11 protein-coding genes and 1 pseudogene are annotated in these 15,755 nt (G+C 73.9%); 8 read left to right on the top strand and 4 right to left on the bottom strand.

The genetic code is table 11. The annotated features are described in order from the left end of the window. Positions 1-51 precede the first annotated feature (51 nt). The 6 genes and pseudogenes from FED44_RS06705 to FED44_RS06680 all read left to right on the top strand — a co-directional run bounded on the left by FED44_RS06705 (position 52) and on the right by FED44_RS06680 (position 9,583). Positions 52-1,734: a serine/threonine-protein kinase gene (locus tag FED44_RS06705; RefSeq protein ID WP_138460095.1), complete on the top strand. Its 1,683-nt coding sequence runs from the start codon at positions 52-54 to the stop codon at positions 1,732-1,734. Between the two features lie 152 nt (positions 1,735-1,886). Continuing rightward, the gene (locus tag FED44_RS06700; protein ID WP_138460094.1) at positions 1,887-3,485 is read left to right on the top strand and encodes an acyl-CoA carboxylase subunit beta; all 1,599 of its coding nucleotides are present in this window, start codon (positions 1,887-1,889) and stop codon (positions 3,483-3,485) included. 34 nt (positions 3,486-3,519) lie between these two features. Further along, positions 3,520-5,451 (top strand): annotated as a pseudogene (locus FED44_RS06695) (acetyl/propionyl/methylcrotonyl-CoA carboxylase subunit alpha); the annotation flags it as partial. A gap of 509 nt (positions 5,452-5,960) precedes the next feature. Further along, complete coding sequence (locus FED44_RS06690) at positions 5,961-6,902, top strand: enoyl-CoA hydratase-related protein (RefSeq protein ID WP_244301757.1); 942 nt, start codon at positions 5,961-5,963, stop codon at positions 6,900-6,902. Next, positions 6,899-8,665 carry an acyclic terpene utilization AtuA family protein gene (locus tag FED44_RS06685; protein WP_138460092.1) on the top strand — a complete coding sequence of 589 codons (1,767 nt, stop codon included), beginning with the start codon at positions 6,899-6,901 and terminating at the stop codon, positions 8,663-8,665. The genes FED44_RS06690 and FED44_RS06685 overlap by 4 nt, the downstream gene beginning before the upstream one ends. Before the next feature lie 90 nt (positions 8,666-8,755). After that, the gene (locus FED44_RS06680; RefSeq protein ID WP_220502238.1) at positions 8,756-9,583 is read left to right on the top strand and encodes a helix-turn-helix domain-containing protein; all 828 of its coding nucleotides are present in this window, start codon (positions 8,756-8,758) and stop codon (positions 9,581-9,583) included. 101 nt (positions 9,584-9,684) lie between these two features. Here FED44_RS06680 and FED44_RS06675 read toward each other — a convergent pair whose 3' ends face one another. Then, positions 9,685-10,176 (bottom strand): TetR/AcrR family transcriptional regulator, encoded by a 492-nt coding sequence (locus FED44_RS06675; protein WP_165900869.1) that lies wholly within the window; start codon positions 10,174-10,176, stop codon positions 9,685-9,687. An 84-nt stretch (positions 10,177-10,260) separates the two neighbouring features. Between FED44_RS06675 and FED44_RS06670 the strand changes: the two genes are divergently transcribed. Next, positions 10,261-11,346, top strand: a complete 1,086-nt coding sequence (locus FED44_RS06670) for an FAD-dependent monooxygenase (RefSeq protein ID WP_138460090.1) — start codon at positions 10,261-10,263, stop codon at positions 11,344-11,346. 105 nt (positions 11,347-11,451) lie between these two features. On the opposite strand, the gene FED44_RS06665 is transcribed toward FED44_RS06670, so the two are convergent. The 3 genes from FED44_RS06665 to FED44_RS06655 all read right to left on the bottom strand — a co-directional run bounded on the left by FED44_RS06665 (position 11,452) and on the right by FED44_RS06655 (position 15,256). After that, positions 11,452-11,868: a ferritin-like domain-containing protein gene (locus FED44_RS06665; protein ID WP_117409557.1), complete on the bottom strand. Its 417-nt coding sequence runs from the start codon at positions 11,866-11,868 to the stop codon at positions 11,452-11,454. Between the two features lie 107 nt (positions 11,869-11,975). After that, entirely contained in the window at positions 11,976-14,087 is a 2,112-nt protein-coding gene (locus FED44_RS06660) for a glycosyltransferase family 39 protein (RefSeq protein WP_138460089.1), read from the bottom strand. Next, positions 14,084-15,256: a bifunctional glycosyltransferase family 2/GtrA family protein gene (locus FED44_RS06655; protein WP_138460088.1), complete on the bottom strand. Its 1,173-nt coding sequence runs from the start codon at positions 15,254-15,256 to the stop codon at positions 14,084-14,086. Before FED44_RS06655 ends, FED44_RS06660 begins: the two co-directional genes overlap by 4 nt. 197 nt (positions 15,257-15,453) lie before the next feature. On the opposite strand from FED44_RS06655, the gene FED44_RS06650 reads away from it, so the two are divergent. Next, the gene (locus FED44_RS06650) at positions 15,454-15,750 is read left to right on the top strand and encodes a FitA-like ribbon-helix-helix domain-containing protein (protein ID WP_117409554.1); all 297 of its coding nucleotides are present in this window, start codon (positions 15,454-15,456) and stop codon (positions 15,748-15,750) included. Positions 15,751-15,755 lie beyond the last annotated feature (5 nt).

Genomic DNA, 15,755 nt, shown 5'->3' with positions numbered 1-15,755 from the left:
ATCCGGTAGCGTTTGGCACCGTTGGTGGGGTTATCGGGGTAATCGGGGGCGATGGTGGCGTTGGAGGCTGGGGACCCGGCCCGCCTGGGCCCGTTCACGCTCGTCGACCGGCTCGGGGAGGGCGGCCAGGGGGTCGTCTTCCTGGGCCACGGCCCGCAGGGCGAACAGGTCGCGGTGAAGCTGCTGCACACGCGGCTGGCGGCGGATCCCGAGGCGCGGGAGCGCTTCCTGCGCGAGGTGGCGCTGGCGCAGCGGGTCGCGCCGTTCTGCACCGCCCCCGTGCTGCACGCCGACCTCGCCGGCAACCAGCCGTACATCGTCAGCGAGTTCGTGCCGGGCCCGTCGCTCCGGCAACTGGTGGACCGGGAGGGCCCGCGCCGGGGAGCGGCGCTGGAACGGCTCGCCATCAGCACGGCGACGGCGCTGGCCGCCATCCACCGCGCGGGCATCACCCACCGCGACTTCAAGCCGGCCAACGTGCTGATGGGCCCGGAGGGGCCGGTCGTGATCGACTTCGGGGTGGCCAGGGCGTTCGACTCGCCGCAGGCCACCGCGACCGGCGCGTCCATCGGCACTCCCGCCTACCTGGCCCCCGAGGTGCTGTCGGGCGGCACGGCGGGCGCCCCGGCCGACATCTTCGCCTGGGGCGTCACGATGGTGTTCGCCGCCACCGGCAGACCCGCCTTCGGCGCGGACTCGATCCCCTCGGTCATCACCCGCATCCTGCGCGACGAGCCCGACCTCGGCGACCTCGCGGCACCCCTGCGCGACATCGTCGCCGCCTGCCTGTCGAAGGACCCCGCGCCGCGGCCCTCCGCCCAGGACGTCGTCTCGCGCCTCACCGGGCAGGCCCATCTCACTCCCCCGCCGCCCCCGCTGCCCCCTGCGCGGGCCGCGGCTCCCCCCGGGCACGTCACCGTGCCCGCGGCGGCGAGGAGACCCCGGCGTACGGTGCTGACCTGGACGGCGGCCGGGATCGGGGTGCCCGCTCTGGTGGCCGCGGCCTTCCTGGCGCCGTCCTGGGTCTCCCTGCGGGCGGCCGGGAGCGAGACCACCGCGACGGAGGCGCCCGGCCAGGCGGCGTCCGCGCCCGCCGAACCGCCGATCCCGCCGCCGTCCGACCTGGCGACTCCCTCGGGACACCGGACCGGGAGTCCGTCGCCGGGTTCCGCGACCCGGAGGCCCGGTTCGAGACCCGATGCGAGACCCGGTGCGACCGCGAAGCCCGCCGCCTCGCCCGCGCACGGCCGCCGGGCGCGGCCGTCGCCCACGGCGACCGGACCGGCGGCGGAGCCCACGGAGGCCCCTCCGACGGCGAAGGCCAGTCCGGCCCCGACGAAGGCCACCGCGACGCCCAGACCCAGCCCGACGGCGAAGGCGACTCCCACGAAGACCGCCGCGCCCAAACCCAACCCGTACACGGCCAAGGGCGTGTGCGGGACCGGCTTCGCCGTCGTCGACTCCCACTCGTACGGCGGGCAGGCGACGACGTACCTGCTCTACAACGCCTCCACCGGCCGCAACTGTGTGATCACGCTCTCTCGCTACACGATGCCCGCTAAGATCAGAATGAGCGTGGTGCTGAAGGTGAAGGGGGGCGCGTCGGCCGCCGACGCCGGCGCCTACACCGTGTACGCGGGGCCGCTCCGGCTGCCCGCCAAGGGCAGGTGCGTCATCTGGGGCGGCGGGTACGGGGGCGCCTCCTGGAGCAGCGCGTGGTCCCACTGCGGCTGACCCCGCGGAACCGCGGCTGAACCACGGCCGAACCACGGCCGGCCAGGAGTGTGCGGCACGAATGTCACCGCCCGGTGGCAGACTCGGCTCGTTGACGTGATCGCGGACCAACCGGAGGTTCTCACCGTGACACAAGTCGGTTCGGTGGCGCCATGACCGTGCTCGTGAGCCGGCTGGACCCCTCCGGCGCCGAGTACGGCGCGCGGCGCGAGGCCATGCTGGCGAAGCTCGCCGAACTGGAGGCCGAGCAGGCGAAGGCCGTCGCGGGCGGCGGGCCGAAGTACGTCGAGCGGCACCGCGAGCGCGGCGGGCTGCTCCCCCGGGAGCGGATCGAGTTGCTGGTCGACCCCGACGCGCCGTTCCTCGAACTGTCCCCGCTGGCCGCCTGGGGCACCGAGTTCCCCGTCGGCGCGAGCGTGGTGACCGGGATCGGGGTCGTCGAGGGCGTCGAGTGCGTGATCACGGCCAGTGACCCGACCGTGCGCGGCGGCGCGTCCAACCCCTGGACGCTGCGCAAGACGCTGCGGGCCGCCGAGATCGCGCTGCGCAACCGCATGCCGTACGTGAACCTGGTGGAGTCGGGCGGCGCGGACCTGCCGACGCAGAAGGAGATCTTCATCCCCGGCGGGCAGGTGTTCCGCGATCTGACCCGGCTGTCGGCCGCCGGGATTCCGACGATCGCGCTCGTCTTCGGCAACGCGACCGCCGGCGGGGCCTACGTCCCCGGTCTGAGCGACCACGTCGTGATGGTGCGGGAGCGCGCCAAGGTTTTCCTCGGCGGCCCGCCGCTGGTGAAGATGGCGACCGGCGAGGAGTCCGACGACGAGTCGCTGGGCGGGGCGGAGATGCACGCCCGCGCCTCCGGCCTGGCCGACCACCTCGCGGCCGACGAGCACGACGCGCTCCGGATCGGCCGGCGGATCGTGCGGCGGATCGGTCGGCGTAAGGCCGGGCACGCCGCCGCCCGCGACTACCCGGCTCCCCTGTTCGACGAGGACGAACTGCTGGGCATCGTGCCGGAGGACCTGAAGGTCCCCTTCGACCCCCGCGAGGTCCTGGCCCGGGTGGTGGACGGCAGCGACTTCGACGAGTTCAAGCCGCTCTACGGGCCGAGCCTGGTCACCGGCTGGGCGAGCGTCCACGGTCACCCGGTCGGGATCCTCGCCAACGCCCAGGGGGTGCTGTTCGGCGCCGAGTCGCAGAAGGCCGCGCAGTTCATCCAGCTCGCGAACCAGACCCGCACGCCGCTCGTCTTCCTGCAGAACACGACGGGCTACATGGTCGGCAGGGAGTACGAGCAGAGCGGCATCGTCAAGCACGGCTCGCTGATGATCAACGCGGTGGCCAACTCGACCGTGCCCCACATCACGATCGTGATGGGGGCCTCCTACGGCGCGGGCAACTACGGCATGTGCGGGCGGGCCTACGACCCCCGTTTCCTGTTCAGCTGGCCGAGCGCGAAGTCGGCCGTGATGGGCCCGGCCCAGCTCGCCGGGGTGATGTCGATCGTCGGCCGGGCCGCGGCCGAGGCGCGCGGGCAGGTCTACGACGAGGAGGCCGACGCGGCGATGCGCGCGGCGGTCGAGACGCAGATCGAGGCGGAGTCGGCGGCCTTCTTCCTGTCCGGCCGCCTCTACGACGACGGGGTCATCGACCCGCGCGACACCCGCACGGTGCTCGGGATGTGCCTGTCGGCGGTCGCGGGGGCTCCTGACCCCGGGCGGGCCGGCTACGGCGTCTTCCGGATGTGACGGGCATGCTCTTCGGCTTCCATGGGGGTGGGTCATGATCGGGCGGCTGCTGGTGGCGAACCGCGGGGAGATCGCCCGCAGGGTGTTCCGCACCTGCCGTGAGCTGGGTGTGGAGACCGTCGCGGTCTTCTCCGACGCCGACGCGGACGCGCCGCACGTGGCCGAGGCCGACCAGGCCGTACGGCTCGGCGCCCCGCTGGCGTACCTCGACCCGGACCGCGTGATCGAGGCGGCCCGCCGCTCGGGGGCCGACGCGGTGCATCCCGGGTACGGCTTCCTGTCCGAGCACGCCGGCTTCGCCCGCGCCGTGCTCGACGCCGGTCTGACCTGGATCGGCCCGTCACCCGAGGCCGTCGCCGCGATGGGCACGAAGATCGAGGCCAAGGCGCTGATGGCCGAGGCCGGGGTGCCGGTCCTGCCGACCATCCCGCTGTCCCCGGACGCCCCGCCTCAGCTCACGTTTCCCGTGCTGGTCAAGGCGTCGGCGGGCGGCGGCGGGCGGGGCATGCGGGTGGTGCGCGACCAGGCCGGGCTCGCCGAGGCGGTCGCGTCGGCCCGCCGCGAGGCCCTGTCGGCCTTCGGCGACGGCACGCTGTTCGCCGAACCGCTGCAGGAGGGCGCCCGCCACATCGAGGTGCAGATCCTCGCCGACGAGCACGGCACGGTCTGGGCCCTCGGCGAGCGGGAGTGCTCCATCCAGCGCCGTCACCAGAAGGTGATCGAGGAGGCCCCCTCCCCCGCCGTCACCCCCGAACTGCGCCGGGAGCTGAGCGACGCCGCGATCCGGGCCGCCCGCGCGATCGGCTACACCGGCGCGGGCACCGTCGAGTTCCTCGTGTCGGACGAGGGCTTCTTCTTCCTGGAGATGAACACCCGCCTGCAGGTGGAGCACCCGGTGACCGAGTGCGTGTACGGGGTCGACCTGGTCCGGCTGCAGATCGAGGTGGCCGAGGGCGCGCGGCTCGCCGCGCTGCCGCCGAGCCCGGTGGGCCACGCGATCGAGGCCCGCCTGTACGCGGAGGACGCCGAGGGACGCCCCCAGAGCGGCGTGCTGCACCGCTTCGAGATCCCCGGCGTGGACGGGGAGTTCGGCCTCGGCGCCCGGCTGCGGCTCGACTCCGGCGTGGTCTCCGGCGGCGAGGTGGGCGTCCACTACGACCCGATGCTCGCCAAGGTCGTCTCGTACGGCGGGGACCGGGCGGAGGCGGCCCGGCGGCTGGCGCACGCGCTCGCGCGGGCCCGCATCCACGGGCTGACGACCAACCGCGACATCCTCGTGGGCGTGCTGCGGCATCCGGACTTCCTGTCCGGCGCGCTCGACACCGGGTTCCTCGACCGGCGGCCCGTTCCGGCGTCGCTCGCCGGGCCCGGGGCCGTACGGCTGTCGGCCCTCGCGGCGGCGCTCGCCGGGGCGGCGGCGAACCGGGCGGAAGCGCGGCGCGACGGGGTGCTCGGCGGATTGCCGAGCGGCTGGCGCAACGTGCCCTCCCAGCCCCGGCGCACGGCGTACGACACGGAGGACGGCGGCCGCCTGGAGATCACCTACCGGCTGAGCAGGGACGGGCTGCGGGCCGAGGGCTTCGAGGACGTCGCCCTGGTGTCCGCCGACCCCGGCCGGGTGGTGCTGGAGACGGGAGGCCTGCGGCACGCGTTCGAGGTGGCGGTCTATCCGGGCGTGGTGCACGTCGACTCGTCTCTCGGGCCGGTCCGGCTCACCCCGGTGGAGCGGCTGCCCGAGCCCGCGGCGCGGGTGTCGCCGGGAGCACTGCCCGCCCCGATGCCGGGTACGGTCCTGCGTGTCGAGGTGAAGCCCGGCGACGTGGTCGAGGCCGGGCAGCCGGTGGTCGTGCTGGAGGCGATGAAGATGGAGCACCTGATCGTGGCCCCCGCCTCCGGCACCGTGGCCGCCCTGCACGTGGTGCCCGGCGCGCGGGTCGAGGCGGGCGTGCCCCTCGCCGACATCGAACCCGCACCCGAGACCAAGCCCGATGTCAGGCCCGAGACCAGGCCCGAGACCAGGCCCGATGTCGAGGCCCGCGAGGGAGCCCCCGCCGAGGCCCGCAACGAGGATCACAACTCGGCCGGCGTCGAGCCGTGGGATGCATTTGCGGACACTACGGGCGCCCCGGCCCCCGGCCAGACACCTGTGGCCGCCACCGACCCGGCGGGCGGCCTGGCGGCGGGCCGCGACGGCACCGGGGAGAACGCCCAGACGGACACGTGGGGCGACCTCCCGCCGGACGCCGGCGGCCCGGAGCCGGGCACGGGCACGGCTCCGGGCGGCGCGGCTCCGGTCGCGGACCCAAGCGCGAACCCAGGCGCGAACTCGGGCACGGCTCCGAGCGGCGCGGCTCTGAGCGGCACGGTTTCGGGCGTGGACCCGGGCACGGCCGCGGGTGGCGGTGCGGTCGTGGCTCCCGGCCCGGACTCGGGCTCAGATCCGGGCGCGGCTCCGCGGGGGGAGGCGGAGCAGCGATGAACGCGACCGGCGAGCCGTCGCGACACCCGCAGATCGCAGCGGGTGCGCCCACGGGCGCGCGGCCCCCGGAGGGGATGGAGGCGACAGCGGATGCGGCGGCCCCCGCGAGCACGGAGTCGTCGGCAGGGGCGTCGGCGAGTGCGGGGGCGCCGGGGGATCTCGTGCGGTGGGAGCAGGCGGGTGGCGTGGCCACGATCACGCTCGACTCGCCGCACAACCGCAACGCCCTGTCGTCCCGGCTGCTCGCGCAGCTCGACGAGGCCCTGTCCCGGGCGCTGGACGAGCCCGCCGTACGGGTGATCGTGCTGACCGGCGCCGGGCCGGTGTTCTGCGCCGGGGCGGACCTGAAGGAGCAGCGCGCGGGCGGGGCGCCGGTGACCACGTCGTTCCCCGGCGTCATGCTGCGGATCTGGGAGAGCCCGAAGCCGGTCGTGTGCCGCCTCAACGGCACGGCCAGGGCGGGCGGCCTCGGCCTGGTGGCGGCGTGCGACTTCGCGATCGCCCCGGCGAGCGCGTCGTTCGCGTTCACCGAGGTGCGGCTCGGGGTGGTCCCCGCGATGATCGCGGCCACCTGCCTGCGCCGCCTGGAGCCCCGGGCCGCGGCCGAGTACCTCCTCACCGGCGAGGTCTTCACCGCCGCTCGCGCGGTGGAGATCGGGCTGCTCACCCGGGCCGTACCCGAGGAGGACCTCGACGCGACGGTGGCGCACTACACGGGCATGCTGCTGCGCGGCGGCCCCGAGGCGCTCGCGATCACCAAGCGGCTCGTCCGCGAGGTGCCGCTGATGCCGATCGAGGAGGGCCTGCGGGAGATGGCCGCGCTGTCGGCCGAGCGGTTCACCTCGGAGGAGGGGCGGGAGGGCATCCGGGCCTTCGCCGAGAAACGCCCCGCCGCCTGGGTCCCCTCCGATATCGCGGGCGCGGAAGCCGCGCGATGACGGCCGGGGCCGGGCGACCGGGACCGCTGCGGATCGCTAACTGCGGCGGCTTCTACGGCGACCGGCTCTCGGCGGCGCGGGAGATGGTCGAGGGCGGGCCGATCGATGTCCTGACCGGCGACTGGCTCGCCGAGCTCACCATGTCGATCCTCGCCGGCAACCGGCTCAAGGGCCGCCCCGGCTACGCCCGCACCTTCCTCACCCAGATGGAGCAGGTCCTCGGCACCTGCCTCGACCGGGGCATCAGGGTGGTCTCCAACGCGGGCGGCCTCGATCCGGCCGGCTGCGCGGAGGCGGTGTCCGCCCTGGCCGACCGGCTGGGGCTGCGCGCGAGCGTCGCCCACGTCACCGGCGACGATCTCATGCCGCTCGCCGGGCCGCCGGTCAACGCCGGCACCGGCGAGATCCTGCGGGAGACTCCGCTGACCGCGAACGCCTACCTGGGCGGACGGCCGATCGCGGTGGCGCTGGAGCACGGCGCCGACGTCGTCGTCACCGGGCGGGTCACCGACGCGGCGCTGGTCACCGGGCCCGGCATGTGGTGGTTCGGCTGGCGGCCCGGCGACCTCGGCCCGCTGGCCGGTTCCGTCGTCGCCGGGCACGTCATCGAGTGCGGCTGCCAGGCGACCGGCGGCAACTACGCCTTCTTCGAGGAGGTGCCCGGCCTCCCCGACTGCGGCTTCCCCATCGCCGAGCTGTACGCGGACGGGTCGAGCGTCATCACCAAGCACCCGGGCACCGGCGGGCTGGTCTCGACCGGCACCGTGACCGCGCAACTGCTCTACGAGATCGCCTCGCCCCGCTACCTCGGCCCCGACGTGACGGCCCGGTTCGACACCGTCCACCTGGAGCAGGAGGGGCCCGACCGGGTCAGGATCACGGGCGTACGCGGTGAGGCCCCGCCGGAGACGCTGAAGGTGGCGGTCACCTACGTCGGCGGCTACCGCAACACGATGACGCTGGTGCTGACCGGCCTCGACATCGCCGCGAAGGCCCGGGCCGCGCAGGAGGCGATCTGGGCCCGCGTGCCCCGGGACTCCTTCGACCAGGTCCACGTGGAGTTGACCCCCCTCGGCCCGCACGCGTACGAGCCGGGCACGGCCGCGGACACAGGTGGGACCGCGTTGCTGCGGATCACGGTCATGGACTCCGACGCCCGCAAGGCGGGACGGGCGTTCTCCTCGGCGGTGGTGGAGACCGGCCTGGCGAGCTACCCCGGCTTCTTCGGGCTGACGCCGCCCGCCGACGCCTCCCCCTACGGCGTCTACTGGCCTTCCTCGGTCGACGCCCGTGCCGTGCTCCCGGTCGTGACCGTCGGCGGGGTCCGCATCGAGGTGCCGTACGCGCCGCCCGGGCCGCTGGTCTCCCCTGACGCGTACGGCCCGACCGGCGGCGTCACGGATCACCAGGCGGCACCGCCGTACGCGGGTGATCTCACGGCCGGGCCGGTCCGGCCGCTGGGCCGGGTCGTGGGCGCGCGGTCGGGCGACAAGGGCGGTGACGCCAATCTCGGCGTCTGGGTGCGCGACCCCGCCCGCTACCCGTGGCTCGCGGCGTTCCTGACCGTGGAGCGGCTCAGGGAACTGCTGCCGGAGATCGGCGGGCTGCCGGTGGAGCGGTTCGCGCTGCCCAACCTGCACGCGCTCAACTTCGTGATCCACGGTCTGCTGGGCAGGGGCGTGGCCGCGAGCCCGCTCCTCGACGCGCAGGCCAAGGCGCTCGGGGAACGCCTGCGCGCGGTCCGCGTGCCGGTCCCGCCCTGAACTGCCTCGTGCCGCTCCCGCACTAGGATTGCGCAATCGCAGGACCGCCCGCATGCGGAGGTGGAAGTGAGCGGTTTCCATCAAGCCCGCATGGACCTGGGGGTCCGGCTACGCCGGCTGCGGGAGAACGCCCGCCTGTCCGGGAAGGACCTCGCCGAGCGGCTCCACTGGCAGCCGTCGAAGGTCTCGCGCATCGAGAACGCCCGCCAGACCGCCTCCGAGGACGACGTGGCCGCGTGGGGGAAGGCCGTGGAGGCCGACCCGCAGACGATCGACGCGCTGGTCAGGCAGGCGGCCGGGCTCCAGGAGCGGCAGGACTCCTGGCGGCAGCGGCACCGGAACGGCCTGGCCGCCCTGCAGGAGGACATCCGCGACCTGGAGACGCGCACCCTCCTGTTCCGGGCCTTCGAGCCCGGGGCGGTGATCGGGCTGCTGCAGACCACCGAGTACGCCCGGCACGTCTTCGGGAAGCTCAGGCGGCTGTACAAGTCGACCGCCGACGTGGACGACGCGATCCGGGTCCGCATGCGGCGCCAGGAGATCCTGTACGACCCGGCGCGGCGGTTCCGGTTCGTCATGCCCGAGTCGGTGCTGCGCTACCGGCTGGCGCCGCCCGACGTGATGCGCGGCCAGCTCGACCGGCTGATCGCGGTGACGACGCTGCCGAACGTGGAGTTCGGCCTGCTGCCGTTCGAGGCGCCGCTGCCGTCCGCGCTGACGAACTCGTTCTGGATCTACGACAACGCCCTGGTGGGGGTGGCCACCGGCACCAGGGACCTGCTGCTGCGCGACGCCGGCGAGGTGGATTTCTACGCCCGGGCGTTCGAGGAGTTCTGGGAGGCGGCGGCCTTCAGGGACGACGCGAGGGCGCTGATCGTCCGCGCCCTCGACGACTACACCCTCCACCAGCCGCGCTGACCCACACTCCACGCCACCCGCCCGCCGCGCGGACCCACGCATCGCGTTCCCGCCCGCCGGGCCGCGCGCCCCGTGGCGCCGCGTCAGGCGCCCGGAGCCCTTCAGAGCTGAGTGGCGAGCGAGCGAAGCCCGGCGATCACCTCCGCGCCGCCGGGCGCGTGATCCGGATCCACCAGCCACTGCAGCATCAGACCGCTCAACAGGGCGAGCGGCACCGAGCCGCCGAGCCCTTCGCGTCCTTCCCGCTGCCCCCTGGCGAGGTGTTCGCGTACCTCCGGTGACCGCTCGGCCCGCACCGCGGCCTCGAGTTGGGCCACCCACAGCGCCCGGTGCGTGGTGAAGCTGTCGATCAGCGCCTGCCAGCGCTGTTCGGGCCTGTCGGACGGAGTGCGAGAGGCCAGCTCCTCGGAGAGCTCGTCGACCGCCTCCACCAGAGCCTGCGTGAGCAGGGCGTCCTTGGAGCCGAAGTGGTAGCCGATGGCGGCGTGACTGACTCCGGCGGCCGAGGCGATGTCCCGGACGGTCGTGTGCGCCCAGCCGCGTTCGACAAGGCACCGCTTGGCGCCGGCCAGCAGATCCTCTCGGTTTCCCATGCCGAGCAGCATACGAGATCGATTGCCCATTTGGCTTATCCAAATGGTTTGACCAAATGGACAAGACCCGGCTACGGTCGTGCCATGACAGCGACGAAGGTTCTGATCTCCGGGGCGAGCGTGGCCGGACCCGCCCTCGCCTATTTCCTGCGGCGCGACGGCTACGAGGTGACCGTGGTCGAGCGCGCACCGGACCTCCGCGACAGCGGGTACGCCGTGGACTTCCGGGGCGCGGCGTTCGAGGTTCTCGACGAGATGGGCATCCTGTCCGAGCTCCGCGAACACGACACCAGGATGAGCGGCACCCTCCTCGTCGACGAGGAGGGCACCGAGATCGGGCGGCTGCCCGCCGAGGCCTTCGCCGGCGAGCTGGAGGTGCCCAAGAGGGAGCTGACCCGGATCCTGCACCGCGTCACGGCGGGCGACGTGACGTACGTGTTCGACGACTCGATCAGCGCGCTGACCGAGCGCGAGTCCGGGATCACGGCCGAGTTCGAACGCGGCGCCACCCGCGAGTTCGACCTCGTGTTCGGCGCCGACGGCGTGCACTCGAAGGTCAGACGGCTGGCCTTCGGCTCGCCCCCCGGCGCCCTGCGGCACCTGGGCCTCTCCGGTGCCGGCTTCAGCACCGTCAACCACCTCGGACTCCGCCGGAGCGGAATACTGCAGCATGGCGCGGACCGGGCGATCTTCCTGCTGAGCACGGGCGACGCAGACCGGCTCACAGTCAGCCTCTCCTTCTCCACCGCCTCTCCCGCGCTCGACCGGCGGCCCCGGCACGAGCAGGAGCAGGCGGTGCGCGCCGCCTTCGCCGGGCGCGGCTGGGAGGTGCCCCGGCTGCTGGAGGCGATGAGCGAGGCCGACGACTTCTATTTCTCCTCGACCTGCCAGGTCCATCTGGACCACTGGTCGGCGGGCCGGGTCGCGCTGGTCGGCGACGCGGGGTACTGCGCCGCGCCGACCAGCGGCATGGGCACCTCACAGGCGCTGATCGGTGCCCGGACCCTGGCGCGCGCCCTCGCCTCGGCCGGCGGCGATCACACGACCGCGTTCGCCGCGTACGAGGAGGAACTGCGGCCCTACGTCGCGGAGAACCAGGCGACAGGCCGGGAGACCGCGGTCACGATGTTCGGCGGAGGGGCCGCCCCTGCGGATGCGCACACCTCGTGACCCCTCGCCGAGGCACCGCCGCCCTGGCGGACGCGCCGGACGCACGGGCGACGCGACCCGTCCCGGCCGCGAGCCCGCGCGCCTCATCCGCCGGTATGCCGTCCGTCACTCGCCCAGCACGGTCTGCAGGTCCATGACGTGGTCCTGCGTCTGCTGCAGCAGCGGGCGCAGCGCCTCGGCGACGTCGCTCAGGCCGAGCTGCTGGGCCTGCTCCACCCGCTCGCGGTAGCGGCGCAGCTGCTCCTGCTCCAGTTCGAGGTCGAGCCGCAACGCCTGCGCGCTGTCGGTCGCGACCGGGATCTCGGGAACGCGGACACTCGGCACGCCGCCGAGGAAGTCGATCTGCTCGGCCAGCGTGCTCGCGTGGTTGAGCTCCTGGCCGAGGTGCTGCTTGAGCTCCTCGATGATCGACAGGTACTGCGCGCCCTTGATCGTCGCCGCGTGCTGGACGTACTGCACGATCGAGCGGTACTCGCTCTCCAGGTCCTCGTTCAGGAGGGCGATGAAGGCCTCCGTGTCCATGGGTGATCGTCCTTTCGTCATCGAGAGGCCCTTCCCGTACCCGCGAAGGTGGCGGCCGAACGCGTCCGGTCCCGATATCGGCCCTGGGTATCGGTGCTCGTACGCGCTCAGCTCAGGCGGTAGAGGGTGCTTGTCCCGGTTCCCCCGTATTCGGACGCCGGGACGAGGGTCGCGTTGGCCTTCACCCAGGCGGTGACGGACGAGTCGGCCCCGCCGCCGGGTCCGCGTCCCTCGCCGAGCAGGACGTACCGCAGGCTGCCGTCCGCGGCGTACCTCTTCAGCAGGTCCACGGTCATCGCGGGATCGGAGCCGGTGAAGCCGCCCATCGCGATGACCGGCTCTCCGGCCGACAGGATGAGCGAGGAGGCGCTCTGCGCGCTCCCCACGGCGACCAGCCAGGTGGCACCGCCCTTGTTCCGCTTCAGGTAGGCGGCCATCTCGGCGTCCACGGCCCCGCCCGTGCCTCCAGGTCCGCCCATCCGCCCGCCCAGCCGTCCGTCCGTCCCGTCCTCCGGCCGCCCGGGCGGTGTGCCCTGGCCGGGAGGGCCACCGGAGAGGCCAGCGCGCCCGCCGAAGGGGCCCCCGCCGCTCCCGGTCGCGGGGCCTGCGGTGGGGTTGGTGCCGTTCACCGCCGTGCCGAGCGGCGTCACGGCGTACGCCGCCGGTCCGGCGAGCCCGGCCAGGACCGCCGCGGCCGATGCGAGCGCCGTGACCCGTGCCACCGCCGCGCCCCACGTGGCCGCACGGCGTCCGCGCCCGGCGTCGGGGTCCGCGTCTCGCTTCACGGGGACGAACGCCGAGGCCACCAGGGCGAGCACGGCCATCGCCGTCACGCCCGCGATCGTCCAGGCGAGCCAGGGCACGAACTCCGGCGTACGGCGCAGCACGGCGAACGACCAGGCGCCCGTCGCGGCGACGGCCGCCGCCAGGACCGGTCGCCAGGCCCGGGACGTACGGGCCGCCCGCCACATCAGCACGCCGCCGGCGCCGGTCAGCGCGGCGATCGCGGGAGCCATCGCGGTCGTGTAGTAGGGGTGGAAGGTGCCGCTGGAGAAGCTGAACACGGCGTAGTGGACCAGCAGCCAGCCGCCCCAGAGCAGCAGCGCGGCGCGGACGGGCCGGGTCGCGGGTCCGTACGTGTGCCGGGCGGCCAGGAGCAGGCCGCAGACGAGCGCCACCGCGGCGAACGGGAGCAGCCAGGAGATCTGCCCGGCCATGACGTCGTTGAACAGCCGCCCGGCGCCCGCCGTGCCGCCGAACCCGCCTCCCGGGCCGCCTCCCGGGCCGCCGCCGAAGGCCCGGGTGAGGCCCTCGGGCAGGTCGCCGGACGCCGCCGCGGGGAGCCGGGCCGGCCCGCCGTCGCCCGCGCCGCCGAAGACGCGGCCGAGGCCGTTGTAGCCGATCACCAGGTCCCACACGCTGTTGTCGGTGCTGCCCCCGATGTACGGCCGGGAGGAGGCCGGGGTCAGGTCGACCAGGACCATCCACCATCCGCTGGAGACGACGAGCACCGCTCCGGCGGCGAGCAGGCGCCCGATCCGCCGTACGAGCCGCCCCGGCGCCGCGTACAGGTAGGCGAGGGCGAACGCGGGCAGCACCAGGTAGGCCTGCAGCATCTTGGTGTTGAAGGCGAGGCCCACCAGCACGGCGACCATCAGCAGCGTGCGCAGGCGCCCGGTGCGGGTCGCCTCCAGGCAGAACCACCCGGCCGCCACCAGCAGGAGCACCAGGATCGTGTCGGGGTTGTTGTCCCGGTTGATGGCGACGGTGATCGGCGTCAGCGTCATCACCAGCGCCGCCAGCAGGGCCGCCACCCCGGCCGCGCGCTCGCCGAGCCCGCGCAGCGACCGCCGTACGGCCGAGCCGACCAGGGCCACCGACCCGACTCCGGCCGCGGCCTGCGGCAGCAGCATGCTCCACGTGCCGAAGCCGAAGATCCGGGCCGACAGGCCCATGACCCACAGCGCGAACGGCGGCTTGTCGACGGTGATGAACGACCCGGCGTCCAGCGCGCCGTAGAAGAACGCCTTCCAGCTTCGGGTGCCGGAGTAGATCGCGGCCGCGTAGTAGTCGTTGGCGTACCCGTTGCGACCGAGCGCCCAGGTGTGGAGGACGGCCGCGAGGACGAGGACGGCCCACCTGCCCCAGCGCAGGAGCGGCGGCACACGGCCGGCGGAGGCCCGGTGTCCGATCGGGGTCATGGTGGCGAGCACGGTCATCGGGAGTCCTTGCCGGGCGCGAAGACCCAGGATCGCAGGAGCAGGAAGCGCAGCAGCGTGGCGAGGCCGTTCGCGACGATCACGGCGGCCATTTCGGCCGCCCGCGGCGCCCCGGCGGGCAGCGCGGTCAGGCCCGCGCTGGTCAGCGCGAGCCCCGCGACGAAGGCGACGAGCCCGCCCAGGTGGTGCCGCAGGGCCCCCGCCCGGCCGCGTACGCCGAAGGTGAAGCGCCGGTTGGCGGCGGTGTTGGCCACCGCGGTCACCAGCAACGCGACCGCGTTGGCGATCACGGCGGGCAGGACGGCGCGCAGCGTCCAGAACAGCGCGAGGTGGGCGGCCGTGCTGATCAGACCGATCACCGCGAACGCCGGGATCTGCCTCCTGATGGACGTGGTGACCGGGCGGGCCGGCGGACGGCGCAGGCTCGCGCGGGCGACCCGCCACATGCCGCGCAGGTCGCCGACCGCCGTCCTGACGATGTCCACCCGGCTGTCGGGGTCGTCCACCCAGTCGACCGGCACCTCGTGGATGCGCAGGCCATGCTGCTCCGCGAGCAGCAGCAACTCGGTGTCGAAGAACCACTCCTCGTCGCGCACCGCGGGCAGCAGCGCCTGCGCCACCTCCGTGCGGACGGCCTTGAAGCCGCACTGCGCGTCGGAGAAGCGCACGCCCATCAGCGACCGCAGGAGCAGGTTGTAGACCCGCGAGATGATCTCGCGCTTCGGGCCGCGCACCACGTTGGCCCAGGGAGAAAGGCGGGTGCCGATCGCCAGGTCGCTGTGCCCGCTCAGCAGCGGCGCGACGAGCGGCAGGAACGCGTCCAGGTCGGTCGACAGGTCGACGTCCATGTACGCGACGACGTCGGCCTCGCTGGCCTCCCACACCCTCCGCAGGGCCCGGCCCCGGCCCTTGCGGTCCAGGTGCACGGCCCGCACCCCGGGCAGCTCGCCCGCCAGCCGCCCGGCGATCCGCCACGTGGCGTCGGTGCTCGCGTTGTCCGCGATCGTCACGCGGAAGCCGTACGGGAACTCGCGGGCGAGGTAGCCGTGCAGCCGCCGCACACTCGCGGCCAGCACACGCTCCTCGTTGTGGACGGGGACGACCACCTCGACCAGCCGGGTCCGGCGGGCCGACCCCGCCTCCGGCCCGGACACCATCGTTACGCTCATGGCCCCACGCTCGCGACCCCTGATGGGACCGCCCTGAGCCCTCGATTAACGCCGCATGAGAACCCACCCTTGATGTCCATGACGCTCCGGAACCGCGCTCACGGCCCGCCGGCAGTGCCGCGACCAGCAGAAAACAAGCGGAGTCAGGCAGGGGCAAGTGATATCACTACTGCGACCATCATTGATAGCATCGAAGGGTGAAACAACTACTGCTTCGGATCGATGACGACCTTCATCGGCGTATCACGCGCCGAGCTCACCGCACCGGCCGATCCATCAACGCGACCGCCGCAGAGATCCTCGCGAAGGGCGTCGCCGATGAGACGCTCGACGCACGGGCGGAACTGCGCGCCCGGGCCCGCCGCCTGGGCGTCCTCGCGGAAGGTTGTGTTCCTGAGACGCAACGGGTGACCAGCGCTGACCGCGAGCGCGCTCTGGAGACGACCGAGGGTATCGGCCCCATACTCGACCGGCTCTGGGCCGAAGGTCGCTGACCGCC

It is taken from the genome of Microbispora triticiradicis (assembly GCF_005864065.1).
GTDB lineage: Bacteria > Actinomycetota > Actinomycetes > Streptosporangiales > Streptosporangiaceae > Microbispora > Microbispora triticiradicis.
Note: the sequence above shows the minus strand (reverse complement) of the source record. Positions and strands in the feature narration are given on the sequence as shown.